Origin of the sequence: Moorena sp. SIOASIH (assembly GCF_010671925.1) — a bacterium.
Classification (GTDB): Bacteria; Cyanobacteriota; Cyanobacteriia; order Cyanobacteriales; family Coleofasciculaceae; genus Moorena.
Map to the genome: position 1 here is coordinate 1,094,270 of NZ_JAAHIH010000001.1, position 14,681 is coordinate 1,108,950.

Here is a 14,681-nt window from a genome sequence, read left to right on the forward strand (position 1 = left end):
ACCACTGACCGCTGACGGCTGACCACTGACCACTGTTCGCGTAGCGTGCGCGTAGCGCATATGCTTACACCCCACCTATATTTGCTTAAAAAAGTTAAAACATATCATGGCAATTCTTATCGCTAACATTGGCACGTCTGATCTAGCTATTCAACTACCTATAGCAGGAAAAAACTATTATCTACCCATTGACTTCTTGCCAGATGAACCCAATCTCAAGGAACAACAAGCTGCATTAACTCCTGAACGTAGTAGAATTTGGAATAACCAGCGTAAGTATATTGAAGGAGAGCATCTTTACCAAGAACTAGAATTTGAGGTTGGGATTAAGCAAACCAGCCGAAAGCTTACAGAAGTTTTGTTTAATCAGTATGAAGCCAATCCAGATTACTGGCATTCTCGTCTGATGCCAGTTCGGATTGGTGGTGCCATAAAAAAGGCGATGAGTCTTGGGGCAAAAAAGGCATATATTTTCGTCACAGACCAACAGAGTAAAAATCAACCAGAAGGCCATCATAAGGATACCATCTATTTGTTCGATATCTTGGACAAGTGGCTTAAAGAAGAAGGATGGGAGTTTTCCCTAGAGTGGAAAATTATTCCTGCTGATATTCCTGGTAATGACCAAGACCGCATGCTTGGCTACTATTACCAAGCTCTTAATGAGATTAGTAAAGCTGAGGGAATTGATCAAACATCCTCAGAAGAGGAATTAGTTTTAATCAGCACAAAAGGTGGAACAAATCAGATGAAAATGGCGCTGCAAATCCAAACCATGGCAGCCAGCTTCAAAAATCCCATCTTTCTCAGCCCAGATTTATCAATTGACGGAATTTTAGAAGGTAAACTCTCTGATTGTTACCTATTTTCCTACTGGCGTTATCGGCGTAGTCAAAAATATCAAACTGTCAAAAAACTGCTGAATCGCTGGGATTTTGATGGTGGTATCCAGATTCTCAAGGACTGGGTAGAAACCTTAGATTCTTTGATTACCCAAGGAATTGAAGTAGAGACTGTCTCTGACAACAAAAGTGATATCGAATTAGTCATTAAGGCTATGGAAATTGGCCTCTACTGTTTTAACTTGGATATCTCTGGGGCGCAAAAGCTGATTAAACCAAAGCAAAAGGATAATCTGGGAGTAGTGGCAGAGATTAAAGACAAATATTATAAATGGTTAAACTTATATACCCAATGCCGAATTTACTGGGAATTAAATCTGATTGCCAATTTCTTATCGCGGATGACTTCTTTCTGTGAAGAAACGTTACATAAGCTGATGGGAGAACTAGGGAAAAAGTATTTTGACCAAAACAAACCGAATAACTGGGTTTTAAATAGAGATATAGTAGAAGAAAAATTTGTTAATTATTTGGTAAGTACAAAAACGTTTAATAATGAAGAGCTTAAGTGCTGGGAAGCTAAACAAAAAGGATACCGTGATTATAAATTGAAGAATCGGTTCAGGAAGCGTAATTTTGTAGATGCCCTGATTCAGTTTCGAGGAGATTCCAAGGAGATAGAAATTTGGCAGACTATTCTTCAATCACTCAAGAAGCTTGACTATTGGGTCGAAAAAAGAAATTACATGATTCACAGTGCCAAGGGAGTCTCAAAAGCAAGAATGTCTGAGATACTGGATAAAGACCGTAAAGCAGGCATTGAAAACGCTCTGGTGGCTTGTGAAAGCGACCAAATTCTAGAAGAAATCATGACTATTAATCGCCTAACTTGTCAACTTTTAAATAAGCCGGAGACTTCTTTTGTGGATCTTAACGGTCGTTATTATATCTATTCTGATGTTAAGGATTTTGTGATCAAGAAGCTAATGACAGACTGTTTAGAGTAATTGGAGCCTTTCCGAGGATCACGAAATCCGGTGTTGCTGATTCTGGGTATGATTTTGCCCCCCTAGCCCCCCAATTTTGGGGGGAACAAGACTTTCTTGCGTCCCCCAAAGTTGGGGGATTTAGGGGGCTTGACCAAAACCAGATGATCGCGCATTCATTCCTTGATTCAGCAACGCCGAAAATTAATCTTGTTCAATACACCCCCAGTCAAGGGTTTTATCCTTAACTGGGGGTTATTGTTGTTTGGATTAATTTATCTGGTTGAGGGAGATGGTATAGCGCTACGCGGAAGGCAAGAGGCAAAAGTTTATTAAAACAGCGCAGGTGCGCTTGACCCATTAAGAATTTAATTCGCCACGGGTCGCACTTTTTTAGATTTTATCAATGTCAAACACCTTAATGCCTAGTGCTATAACAAGTCTACAGTCTATATTCTACATTCTGAATTATATATTCTCTATTATCTGCGGTTTCTATTAATTCATCTCCTTAACTGGGATTGTAACAGTTAACTATATAGAGAGGTTCAACGTTTTTGATGTTTCCATTAATTCATCTCCTTAACGGAGATTGTAACTCTGGTTGCGGGCGGATTCCCATGTGGAGGGACTAGCGTTTCCATTAATTCATCTCCTTAACGGAGATTGTAACATTGAAACTACTAACCCTGAGGATTGGCAACAACAGTTTCCATTAATTCATCTCCATAACGGAGATTGTAACATTGAAAATTGTAACACGGCTTGGATGACGATGAGACTGTTTCGATTAATTCATCTCCATCACGGAGATTGTAACTCCAGTTTATTGGGATGGTGAATTTTATCATCATATGTTTCCATTAATTCATCTCCTTAACGGAGATTGTAACCTGCGCGGCTTGATTCGCAATTGCGTAGTTACACCTTGCGTTTCCATTAATTCATCTCCTTAACGGAGATTGTAACAACTTATAATAAAGATTATTTATCTGGTATTGAAGTGTTTCCATTAATTCATCTCCTTAACGGAGATTGTAACTTTAGCGGACAAAATGGGTTGGGATGATCTGCCAGGTTTCCATTAATTCATCTCCTTAACGGAGATTGTAACCAGAAGGTTTTATTTTTGAGAATGGGGGAGAAACATAGTTTCCATTAATTCATCTCCTTAACGGAGATTGTAACGAAGGTAATTTTGAATTAATTGACGTACCTGTTTCGTTTCCATTAATTCATCTCCTTAACGGAGATTGTAACGCTGCTATTTGTTGTTGTGTTTTACGATATCCCTGTTTCCATTAATTCATCTCCTTAACTGAGATTGTAACATTTTAACTCCAAATTTAGGCCAAAGAACAAACAAGGTTTCCATTAATTCATCTCCTTAACGGAGATTGTAACGATTGAAGTTTTGCAATATCCGATTCAAGTATTTGTTTCCATTAATTCATCTCCTTAACGGAGATTGTAACAATTATGGTAATCAAAGTGTAAGTGATTTTTATCGTTTCCATTAATTCATCTCCTTAACGGAGATTGTAACACTTTCTTGTAAATTTATTTCGTAATTATACGTGTTTCCATTAATTCATCTCCTTAACGGAGATTGTAACAAGTTATAGGTAAAGTTTTAGAAGTATCTTACGAAGGGTTTCCATTAATTCATCTCCTTAACGGAGATTGTAACCTAATAAGCCTGGTGGATGGGTAAAACTTGATGCACGTTTCCATTAATTCATCTCATTAACGGAGATTGTAACTTTCAGATTCAGTCATTCCCTCCCAATTTTTCTGTTCTTGTTTCCATTAATTCTTCTCCTTAACGGAGATTGTAACTTAAATGGGCATCTTCTTTGCTTCCGGGTTATGATCGTTTCCATTAATTCTTCTCCTTAACGGAGATTGTAACCTATTCCACCACCCTCTACCTATCTCCATACATCCTGTTTCCATTAATTCATCTCCTTAACGGAGATTGTAACACGAGCATCAACAACAATCCAGTGTTGGTCGTCCTTTTGGTTTCCATTAATTCTTCTCCTTAACGGAGATTGTAACCTTGCTGAAGCGGTTGATGCTGCCCTTAGACGTTTGTTTCCATTAATTCTTCTCCTTAACGGAGATTGTAACTAAACTACTGGTAATCGTCGGGGTATTCGGAACAAGTTTCCATTAATTCTTCTCCTTAACGGAGATTGTAACCTTTCGGGTAAAAGCTTTTTCCCCTGTGCAGTTACTTAGAGTTTCCATTAATTCTTCTCCTTAACGGAGATTGTAACGACTTAATTAACCAACTTCTATTCGGACTATCTGCGTTTCCATTAATTCTTCTCCTTAACGGAGATTGTAACGAACAAGAGAAAAGCTGAATGATTTGAAATTTCGTTTCCATTAATTCATCTCCTTAACGGAGATTGTAACAAAATGAGCTATCAGCTTACACCTCCCACTTTGGCAGTTTCCATTAATTCATCTCCTTAACGGAGATTGTAACCTTGGAAGCGTACTTCTCAATGTCCTTGATATCGTCTGTTTCCATTAATTCATCTCCTTAACGGAGATTGTAACTTATTGACCATCGGCCTTGCCTTTGTTTCTCTCCTGTTTCCATTAATTCATCTCCTTAACGGAGATTGTAACCTGCGTTGATCTAGGACATGCCAGCTATCCTCACGTCCTCAGTTTCCATTAATTCATCTCCTTAACGGAGATTGTAACAGCTAAGTTTATAAAGCAGCAAATTGCCGCTTATAATTATAAGCAAAAAACAGCCGGTTTCCATTAATTCATCTCCTTAACGGAGATTGTAACTTAAGCAAACGGTCGAGGCGAATAACGCCCTAATCGTTTCCATTAATTCATCTCCTTAACGGAGATTGTAACTCTTTTTATATTCAGACGGTTTCAATATTTTTCGGAAGTTTCCATTAATTCATCTCCTTAACGGAGATTGTAACCTTGTTTCTTGAGCGCTTTTAATACTTCTTGGCTTGGCCGTTTCCATTAATTCATCTCCTTAACGGAGATTGTAACCATTAAAACGGGGTATCCTGATATTGATCAGGCTATTGGTTTCCATTAATTCATCTCCTTAACGGAGATTGTAACTTACGCTGACCTTGGACATGGGCATCTCATACAATTGTTTCCATTAATTCATCTCCTTAACGGAGATTGTAACCACCCAACCACCCATGTGTGGGAAATATGAGCCATCAAGTTTCCATTAATTCATCTCCTTAACGGAGATTGTAACTTAAACTCCTCTTGATGGCTAGAGTTGTAGTTACCAGAGTTTCCATTAATTCATCTCCTTAACGGAGATTGTAACATTTTTTGCATTTGAACGAATAGTGCGGAATTCAACGTTTCCATTAATTCATCTCCTTAACGGAGATTGTAACTTTATCCCGACTATCACTGACTTTGGCCGACATGGGTTTCCATTAATTCATCTCCTTAACGGAGATTGTAACGGAGTTTTTCCATGATGACTGATAATTCTTTTTGTATTCAGTTTCCATTAATTCATCTCCTTAACGGAGATTGTAACAGTGGAGAGTTGGGAATCATGAGTAAAAGAGATCCAGTTTCCATTAATTCATCTCCTTAACGGAGATTGTAACGGCGTGGACCCTAAGCAGTTACGCCTTCAGTTAATTCGGCAAGGTTTCCATTAATTCATCTCCTTAACGGAGATTGTAACACTCCCCGTCGGTGTTTGAAAAATCAGTGGCTGAATACTTGTTTCCATTAATTCATCTCCTTAACGGAGATTGTAACTTGGGGGACATTCTGTTGGAATGGCTCAACTAAATGCCGTTTCCATTAATTCATCTCCTTAACGGAGATTGTAACGGCAGACACAGTACGAAAATCTAATTATAGCTGTAGGCTTGTTTCCATTAATTCATCTCCTTAACGGAGATTGTAACAATTAACAACTTTAGCAGTAATAGTCATAACTGTTGTATCCGTTTCCATTAATTCATCTCCTTAACGGAGATTGTAACCAGCCTAGATTGGGTTTGTAGGGGGGGTTATTTTGCCCCGTTTCCATTAATTCATCTCCTTAACGGAGATTGTAACTATGTGATATCTGCTCTTTTACACGATGAGAATGTAAGTTTCCATTAATTCATCTCCTTAACGGAGATTGTAACTTGTTGTAAATGAGTATTTAGCCAAAGAGCACAAACGTTTCCATTAATTCATCTCCTTAACGGAGATTGTAACAAACAGTATTTTTAAGTTATGTTCTAACTACTATTGTTTCCATTAATTCATCTCCTTAACGGAGATTGTAACACATGGCTTAAGTGGGATAAAGAAAAACGAGCGGCCAAGTTAGCCGTTTCCATTAATTCATCTCCTTAACGGAGATTGTAACTTTGCGATGATGCGGCTCTACTCAGTAATTCAATAGTTTCCATTAATTCATCTCCTTAACGGAGATTGTAACTTGGGAATCATGAGTAAAAGAGATCCGAAAGTCGTTTCCATTAATTCATCTCCTTAACGGAGATTGTAACTCCTTTTACATAATTTTAAATTCTTTTTTGACTCATGGTTTCCATTAATTCATCTCCTTAACGGAGATTGTAACGACTAACACCATCAACTTCATGATATTTCCCACACCGTTTCCATTAATTCATCTCCTTAACGGAGATTGTAACACATATTTGCCCTCAGCCTGATTAAGCTCAACGAGTTTCCATTAATTCATCTCCTTAACGGAGATTGTAACTGGCAAGTAAAATGGTTCTTCAAACAAAAATAAACAGCGGTTTCCATTAATTCATCTCCTTAACGGAGATTGTAACCAAAATGTTTTAATGCCTTAGTTGAAATGTCAACAGTTTCCATTAATTCATCTCCTTAACGGAGATTGTAACTGAGCTTACAACGTTGTTGATGCCCATTTCACAAGTTTCCATTAATTCATCTCCTTAACGGAGATTGTAACCCCGATGCGATCGCTGTCTTGCAGTCCCACATCAACGTTTCCATTAATTCATCTCCTTAACGGAGATTGTAACTAAAGAACCAAGCCCACCCTACCACCCATGTGTGGGAAATATGAGCCATCAAGTTTCCATTAATTCATCTCCTTAACGGAGATTGTAACGTGTATAGTACTGCTACTCTAAACTAAAAGACAAAGTGTTTCCATTAATTCATCTCCTTAACGGAGATTGTAACTAGCATATTACAGAAAGGAGCAATGGAGTAAGGCAGTTTCCATTAATTCATCTCCTTAACGGAGATTGTAACGTTACAGAATTTCCTGTTGTCAACATAGCAGGAGCGTTTCCATTAATTCATCTCCTTAACGGAGATTGTAACTTGTCTACGAGTGCGAGGGGTCTCCCGACTCCTGGCGTTTCCATTAATTCATCTCCTTAACGGAGATTGTAACTATCTTGTAACACGGCTAGTTCCGAGAATTCCATTTCGTTTCCATTAATTCATCTCCTTAACGGAGATTGTAACCTGCATCTCCCACCATCTACCTTGCCATTAAGTACAGTTTCCATTAATTCATCTCCTTAACGGAGATTGTAACTTTATATGGCATAATAGGCAATATTACAGAATAGTTTCCATTAATTCATCTCCTTAACGGAGATTGTAACACTAATGGGTGGACAACTGGAGCTAGGACTAAGATGTTTCCATTAATTCATCTCCTTAACGGAGATTGTAACTTTATGTGGGCATCTGAATGGCTGTTTAAATACGGCGTTTCCATTAATTCATCTCCTTAACGGAGATTGTAACCTTCCGCCCCCCCCTGAATATTTTCAAGAAAAGTACTTCGTTTCCATTAATTCATCTCCTTAACGGAGATTGTAACGAAGCCATGCCACCCACTCACTACCTTTAATCTCCTCTGTTTCCATTAATTCATCTCCTTAACGGAGATTGTAACGGCTGTGCCAAGCCTGATACCCCTCGAGGGGACAAGAACGTTTCCATTAATTCATCTCCTTAACGGAGATTGTAACACTGGAGTTGTGCGAACACGGAACCGCCAAGCATTTTAGTTTCCATTAATTCATCTCCTTAACGGAGATTGTAACTGAAATCGTACGACCACGTGGGAGTAAATTCTAACTGTTTCCATTAATTCATCTCCTTAACGGAGATTGTAACGCAAAATTCAAATTAATATACGACTCACTTGGTCGTTTCCATTAATTCATCTCCTTAACGGAGATTGTAACGAAATCGTACGACCACGTGGGAGTAAATTCTAACTGTTTCCATTAATTCATCTCCTTAACGGAGATTGTAACCTAATTCAAACTCCATTGGCTTCACAGCTCAAAATCTAGTTTCCATTAATTCATCTCCTTAACGGAGATTGTAACTTACATTGCTTTATCAGTACGCAATAATCCATCTCTGGTTTCCATTAATTCATCTCCTTAACGGAGATTGTAACCGTTCTGAGTTAATTGCAGACAAGACTTTTCTTTGTCGGTTTCCATTAATTCATCTCCTTAACGGAGATTGTAACTCCGACCCTGAAAAACCTTGTATACCAAAGTTTCCCAGGTACAATTGCGAGAACCTAATCATTTTCCCCCTCAACTTGCCCCCTTGTCAACATCAAAATCCCTCAAACCCTTACCCTGTCTACTGCGAGACCATTTTATTTCAGCCATCCCCTCAAATCCCCATCCCGCCTACCATTCATCCATCATCGACTAATCAGTAACCTTCCATACCAACCCCTCCTCGCCAGGAATGTCGGGAATGTAGGGAGGGTGGGGCGGGGGCGCGGGGAGATGGGAAGATGGGGAAATGGGGAGATGGGGGGAATTATCCTGACATTATACTATAGCACTACCTATTAAAGTTAGGACATTGATATACCAAAGGGAACAGGGAACAGGGAACAGGGAACAGGGAACAACAATTCTCACAATTCCTACAAGGATTGCTATACAAGCTGAAAAGCTCTTAAAAGAAACTTTTGCCTCTTGCCTCTTGCCAATGCCATTGCGCGTAGCGCTATAATTCCTCATTCGCACTACTATTATAGACAGTTAGAGGAACCTTTTAATAGGATAACCCCAGAAGTGTTGAATCCAGTAATACTAAGCATTCAGCCGTCAGCTGTCAGCTGTCAGCTTAAAATAAACCTATTTGGCCTATGGCCACTCTACGGGAACGGGAGAATGGAGTAGGTCGAGATTTTAGAGAATTAAAAGTGTGGGGAAAATCCCTTGGCCTTTGGCCAAAGGCTGATAGCTGATAGCTGAATGCTGATAGCTGAATGCTGATAGCTGAATGCTTAATAACTAATCTCTGTCTATTGTTCTTGTCAACAAAACAATAAATACCATAAACATGAGCAAAAATCCTATTAAAAATCCCCACACTCCCCTAATCTGCCACTTCCTGATCGGTCCCCCCGGCAGCGGTAAATCTACCCTTGCCAAAGAAATTGCCAACTTGGGCAATTACCGGATTATCTCCACTGACCACATCAGAAAAGTGCTCTACGGCCACGATAGTATTCAGGGCAACTGGTCAGAAATTGAAACAGAAGTTCTATCTCAAATAAGTCAAGGGATCGCCTCTAACCAACCAATAATTTATGACGCCACCAATGCCAAGCGACCCTGGCGCATGGCATTACTAAATCAGCTAACCATAGAACTAAATTCCCAGCCCTTACTGTGGATGGCGTGGCACCTCTGTACTCCCCTAGAAACCTGCCTAGAGTGGAACCGTAAACGCTCCCGCCAGGTACCAGATTACGTGATTGAAAGTATGTTCAAATCCCTGCAAAACTTCCCACCCCTCACTGCCGAGGGATTTGCCGCTGTCAACCAAGTAAAACTAACTGTTGATGGCTTCGATATCTCCAAAATCCAGAAGAAAATCAAAGGTCTTCCTCGCACTCTCACCAATCGCACTAACCGCACCCATCATAGTCAAATCACCCTCCATCCCTACTCGTCCCTGTTAGATTTTGACCGTTTGTTGCATCTGATTGCTTTAATTATTAGTTATCCCAACATAGGCACCTTGCACAGCACTGACCCAACTGAGATCGAACGGGTTTTGGGAACAGTGCCCGAATTTGCCACTCCCCTCCAAGAAGTGTGCGCTTTGATGGCCAAACTCAAGGGAGAAATCTATGGTGACCGGGATGGGATTGCAACAGATTTGCAGTGGCTAGAAGACAATGGGCTAATTAACAGCAATGATCAAGATTCTGAGGGCGTTGCTGATTCTGGGTATGATTCCGCCCCCCTAACCCCCCAATTTTGGGGGGAACAAGACTGTCAAAGTCCCCCAAAGTTGGGGGATTTAGGGGGCTTGACCAAAACCAGACGATCGCCCATTCATACTTCAATTCAGCAACGCCATTCTGAGCTAATCCTGCCCATTGTCAAAAATCCCCATCTACTCACCCATGCCTATTCCGATCTAGAACCCTTTCAGCGGCTGATCAAGACAATTCGGTTTATCTTGCATCATCCTTTTTTGCCAAAATCCGGAAATAGTAGGCTCAAAACCTTGACAAATGCCCTCCAAGAAGATAAGGTAACTATCGGCAATGGCATCGATACCCTGCGCAAAGATATCGAAAAAATCCTCAAACCCTATAAGATATTACCCAACTTTCCCCTCAAGCAAGGCTATTTTGCAGGCACCGGCATATTCTCTAGGCAGGAACTGGGTAAAGTTTTTGCAGTGCTGCAATCTCAAGCCAAAAGTTTAGACGATCCCATGGCACTCTCTACCTATGAGATGTTCCAGGAACGGATGACCCACTCAAAATTAGACCCCCCTTCCACCTATCCAGTGCGAGCAATTCGCAATCGCTGTATCGTAGATACCGACTCCCTCCACGCTTCAGCCTTGCTCAATCATCTAGACAAACTAGAAAATGCGATCGCCCAAGGGGAATTATTAGAATTAAATCGAATTAAAGGCGGTGGCCGATTTGCTGGAGATCACGACGGATTTTTTCAGGCTTGGCCCCTGCAAATAGTATTTTACAATCACGCCTGGTATTTAGCATTTCAGCACCACGGCGGTAACCAAGATAAACTATTCCGGTTTGAACGATTAGACCGACTCTTTCTCGGTCGTGCTCTTGGCCAAACCCGCGATATGAAACAACAATGGCAATCGTTGGAGAAGCTCCAAAAACTCCACCAAGCAAGTGCCGGATTATTTCTTGGTAATAGTGCTAGGGAACAGCAACAGTTACTCAGTAGCAATAAATCAGAACAGTCAGCAGTTCAGGTCACCGTTGAACTGTGGTTTAATGACTCCATGTTCCTATTTATAAGTGAAGGAACCAAGCGCTTCCAACACATTAAAATGTCTCCCCCCTTAACTGGAAACTCAAATACCAGCTTCTCTAAATCCTTGTTTTCACTTCCTAAAACCAAAGACTCCAAATTCCCCCATCGCTTTCAAGCAATTTTGCCCAAGTGGGCGTTAGACGATGTCGATTTTTTTCGCTGGATTATCGGTTTTGGCGGCCAAGTTAAAGTAGTCCAACCTCAAGAATTAGTCGATAAAATCAAGAAAATTGGCGCTGAGATTTGTAGGGTTTATCAGGAATAGGGAATAGGGAATCGGGAATCGGGAATCGGGAATCGGGAGTAGGGAATCGGGAGTAGGGAGTAGGGAGTCGATAATATATAGCGTTTATTTCATTTATGAGGTACGGCTATGAACCTCAAAGTCCCCCTTATTAAGGGGGATTTAGGGGGATCATTTTGGATCTCATGGGAGAGAGAATTGCTAGAATTATAATATAGCATTTATAAATATATCATCAAAAATAATGCTGATTTATCATAACATTAAAAACTAATTAGATCCCTTGACCACTGTTCCCTGTTCCCTGTTCCCTGTTCCCTTGTCCCATCAATCCTATGTTTAAATCTGAAATACAAATACTATAGAGCTAACGGAGTATAATTATGAATCAGGCAATACATGAGAGAGTATGCTGGACTATTCATGACCTAGAATTGCTACCAGAAAATGAAGGAACACGCTACGAAATCATTGATGGAGAATTATTTATCACTAGAGCGCCTCATACTAAACATCAGCAAACCTGTGGCAAAATTTTTCGACAGCTAGATGCTTGGTCTGAAGCAAGTGGTTTAGGAGAAGCTATTCCTAGTCCTGGTGTCCTGTTTTCCGAATCCGATAATGTTATTCCCGATGTCGTTTGGGTTACCCAAGAAACCTATACATTCACCTTAGATAAATCTGGACATCTAACTGGTGCCCCAGAATTAGCTGTCGAAGTTTTATCTGCTAGTCAACAAGACCAAAGGCGAGACCGAGAAGCTAAACTAAAACTTTACTCTTCACGAGGCGTCAAAGAATATTGGATTGCTGATTGGAGGTCTCGCAAGCTCGAAATCTATCGCCGGGAAAACAGTCAGCTCAAATTAGTAGCAACCCTTTTCAGCGAAGATACCCTAACCTCTCCCCTCCTACCGGGTTTTACTTGTACTATTCATCAGCTTTTTCCGAAATAAAAGGGAATAGGGAACAGGGAGTAGGGAGTAGGGAGTAGGGAGTAGGGAAGAGTGTGGGGAGGGTGGGAAGTGTGGGAAGTGTGGGGAGAAGGGGAGATGGGGAGATGGGGAGATGGGGGAGATTTTTATTAAGGGTAATTGTCATAACATGATCTAACAGCAGGGTAGGGTGGGGAGGAGAAATGCGATTGACCTTTGGTCACGCGGGGCGCGTTCGCTTCTGAGCTGAAAGCTGATAACTGAAAGCTGATAGCTGATAGCTGATAACTGATAACTGATAGCTTGCGATCGCTAAAAAAATGCGATCGCATTTCTTTACATTACCCCTCAAAAAAAAATTTCTAAAAACCCTTGACAAAATAAAATATAATCATTACGATTATAAATGTAAGCAAAAAGCAAAAGGTAAACCTTATGCCATCACAATTTCCAACAAATTCAGAGAACAATCCAGACGATTATTCCAACAAAAAAATCCGTGTTCAGCACATTTTGAAAGGCTCCCGCAAGGCAATAACTAATACCATGCATACCCTGTATGCACTGGGCTACGCCGAAATATCCGAGTGGACTCCTCTGCAGCCGACGGATGTTCCGGGAGAATTCATAACAATAATGATCAAGTACTTCAGGCTCCGTTAACACGTTAAATTGCTGGGGGGTTTTCCCCCCGGCCAAACCATCCAGTCGAGTCCCGTAAGATCACTCACGTCTGGATAAGTTGGAAAACTGAATGACATAAGGTAAATTCCTAGCCGTGGATAGTATTTCTGCGGCTATTTTTTTTGGAGGTTAGGAGGTTGAAGGTTATCAGGTTGAAGGTTGTTTTTCAGAATGTAGAATGTAGAATTAAGAATGTAGAATTAAGAATTAAGAATGTAGAATGTAGAATGCAGAATGCAGAATGTAGAATGCAGAATGTAGAATCTAGAATGTAGAATCTAGAATGTAGAATCTAGAATGTAGAATCTAGAATGTAGAATGTAGAATGTAGAATCTAGAATGTAGAATCTAGAATGTAGAATGCAGAATGTAGAATCTAGAATGTAGAATCTAGAATGTAGAATGTAGAATTCTCAATTCTCAATTCTTAATTCTTAATTCTTAATTCTCAATTCTCAATTCTTAATTCTTAATTCTTAATTCTTAATTCTCAATTCTCAATTCTCAATTCTCAATTCTACACTCCCCACCCTCCCCACCCTCCCCACTTTCTCCAAAAATGTCCTGATGGAGTAGCAGAGATTCTGTATAGGGGTCTAAAACCTCTAAAGCAGGAAATTCAGCCAATCCTATGACCTTAATCAGTAAATTGGGGTTTAAGCCACAAAAGAAAGCTCATTTAATTGCACCAGTAACAATTAAATCATCTGATATATCGATAGTTATTCCCGTCAGGAATAATCAGAAAGGAATTGAATTATTTTTGTCAGAATTTTTCAAAACCCAGAACCTAGAAAGCTATCCCAAAGAAATCATTATCGTTGATAATCAATCAAAGCCAGAGATTACTATCCCTAAACAGTTTCAAATTGCTCCCCTTTCAATAAGAGTCATAAAATGCTCAAAAATTGGACCTGCATCTGCCAGAAATATGGGAATAAAGTATGCTAAAGGAGATTGGATTTTATTTACCGATAGTGACTGTATTCCTTCAGAATCCTTAATCACAGGCTATATTAATGCCATGAATGGCTCCATCGGATATGCAGGTAATGTTAAAGCCTGGAGCAATGATGTATTGTCAAACTATTATGAAACTCAAGAAATACTTGTACCATTAAAAGTTATTGAAGATGGCCAGATGCTCAGACCGGAATATTTAATTACAGCCAATGCCCTAGTGTGGAAAAAAGCACTTGAAAAAATCGGTGGATTTAACGAAATTATTAAAATCGCTGCCGGTGAAGATATAGATTTAGGGTTTAGGTTATTAGAAATTGGCAACTTATCCTATAGTTGGCAATCAACTGTCTATCATGATTTCACTCACGGCCTTCTCGGATTTATTAAAAGATTTATCAGATATGGAAAAGGCAACAAACTAGTCAGTCAGCTATATTCCATTGACTTAACTCCTAAACCTTTTCTTCCCAATAAACCCGGTTTGATAAATCAACTATTGTCAACTTTACAATATGTGTGTCTTATAGTAGGATATAGGATTATAGCAAAGGAAGCAGGGAACAGGGAACAGGGAACAGGGAACAGGGAGTAGGGAGTAGGGAGTAGGGAGTAGCGATGCAGCGCGGTCTTGGGGAGGCAGCGCGGTCTTGGGGAGGCAGCGCGGTCTTGGGGGTCTCCCCCATGAG

At 40.1% G+C, this 14,681-nt stretch carries 9 protein-coding genes and 1 CRISPR repeat array; of the genes, 6 read left to right on the forward strand and 3 right to left on the reverse strand.

From position 1 onward, the window contains the following. Window positions 1-106 precede the first annotated feature (106 nt). On the forward strand, window positions 107-1,849 hold the full coding sequence (locus F6J90_RS04905) for a hypothetical protein (RefSeq protein ID WP_293091354.1): 1,743 nt from the start codon (window positions 107-109) through the stop codon (window positions 1,847-1,849). Window positions 1,850-2,038: 189 nt separating this feature from the next. Next, on the forward strand, window positions 2,039-2,164 hold the full coding sequence (locus F6J90_RS04910) for a hypothetical protein (protein WP_293091355.1): 126 nt from the start codon (window positions 2,039-2,041) through the stop codon (window positions 2,162-2,164). 155 nt (window positions 2,165-2,319) lie between these two features. Next, window positions 2,320-8,357: direct repeats of the CRISPR family, unit length 37 nt; unit sequence GTTTCCATTAATTCATCTCCTTAACGGAGATTGTAAC. 316 nt (window positions 8,358-8,673) lie between these two features. On the opposite strand, the gene F6J90_RS04915 is transcribed toward F6J90_RS04910, so the two are convergent. After that, the gene (locus F6J90_RS04915; protein WP_293091356.1) at window positions 8,674-8,868 is read right to left on the reverse strand and encodes a hypothetical protein; all 195 of its coding nucleotides are present in this window, start codon (window positions 8,866-8,868) and stop codon (window positions 8,674-8,676) included. A gap of 325 nt (window positions 8,869-9,193) precedes the next feature. On the opposite strand from F6J90_RS04915, the gene F6J90_RS04920 reads away from it, so the two are divergent. Continuing rightward, on the forward strand, window positions 9,194-11,434 hold the full coding sequence (locus tag F6J90_RS04920; protein ID WP_293091357.1) for a WYL domain-containing protein: 2,241 nt from the start codon (window positions 9,194-9,196) through the stop codon (window positions 11,432-11,434). 362 nt (window positions 11,435-11,796) lie between these two features. After that, on the forward strand, window positions 11,797-12,369 hold the full coding sequence (locus F6J90_RS04925) for a Uma2 family endonuclease (protein WP_293091358.1): 573 nt from the start codon (window positions 11,797-11,799) through the stop codon (window positions 12,367-12,369). Here the strand turns inward: F6J90_RS04925 and F6J90_RS04930 are convergent. Continuing rightward, window positions 12,344-12,514, reverse strand: a complete 171-nt coding sequence (locus tag F6J90_RS04930; protein WP_293091359.1) for a hypothetical protein — start codon at window positions 12,512-12,514, stop codon at window positions 12,344-12,346. The two genes, F6J90_RS04925 and F6J90_RS04930, sit on opposite strands and share 26 nt — an antisense overlap. Before the next feature lie 269 nt (window positions 12,515-12,783). Between F6J90_RS04930 and F6J90_RS04935 the strand changes: the two genes are divergently transcribed. Both F6J90_RS04935 and F6J90_RS04940 read left to right on the forward strand, forming a co-directional pair. Next, window positions 12,784-13,011 (forward strand): hypothetical protein, encoded by a 228-nt coding sequence (locus F6J90_RS04935; protein ID WP_293091360.1) that lies wholly within the window; start codon window positions 12,784-12,786, stop codon window positions 13,009-13,011. A gap of 652 nt (window positions 13,012-13,663) precedes the next feature. Then, on the forward strand, window positions 13,664-14,587 hold the full coding sequence (locus F6J90_RS04940) for a glycosyltransferase (protein WP_293091361.1): 924 nt from the start codon (window positions 13,664-13,666) through the stop codon (window positions 14,585-14,587). Here the strand turns inward: F6J90_RS04940 and F6J90_RS04945 are convergent. Then, window positions 14,535-14,678, reverse strand: a complete 144-nt coding sequence (locus F6J90_RS04945) for a hypothetical protein (RefSeq protein WP_293091362.1) — start codon at window positions 14,676-14,678, stop codon at window positions 14,535-14,537. The genes F6J90_RS04940 and F6J90_RS04945 overlap by 53 nt on opposite strands. Between the last annotated feature and the right edge of the window lie 3 nt (window positions 14,679-14,681).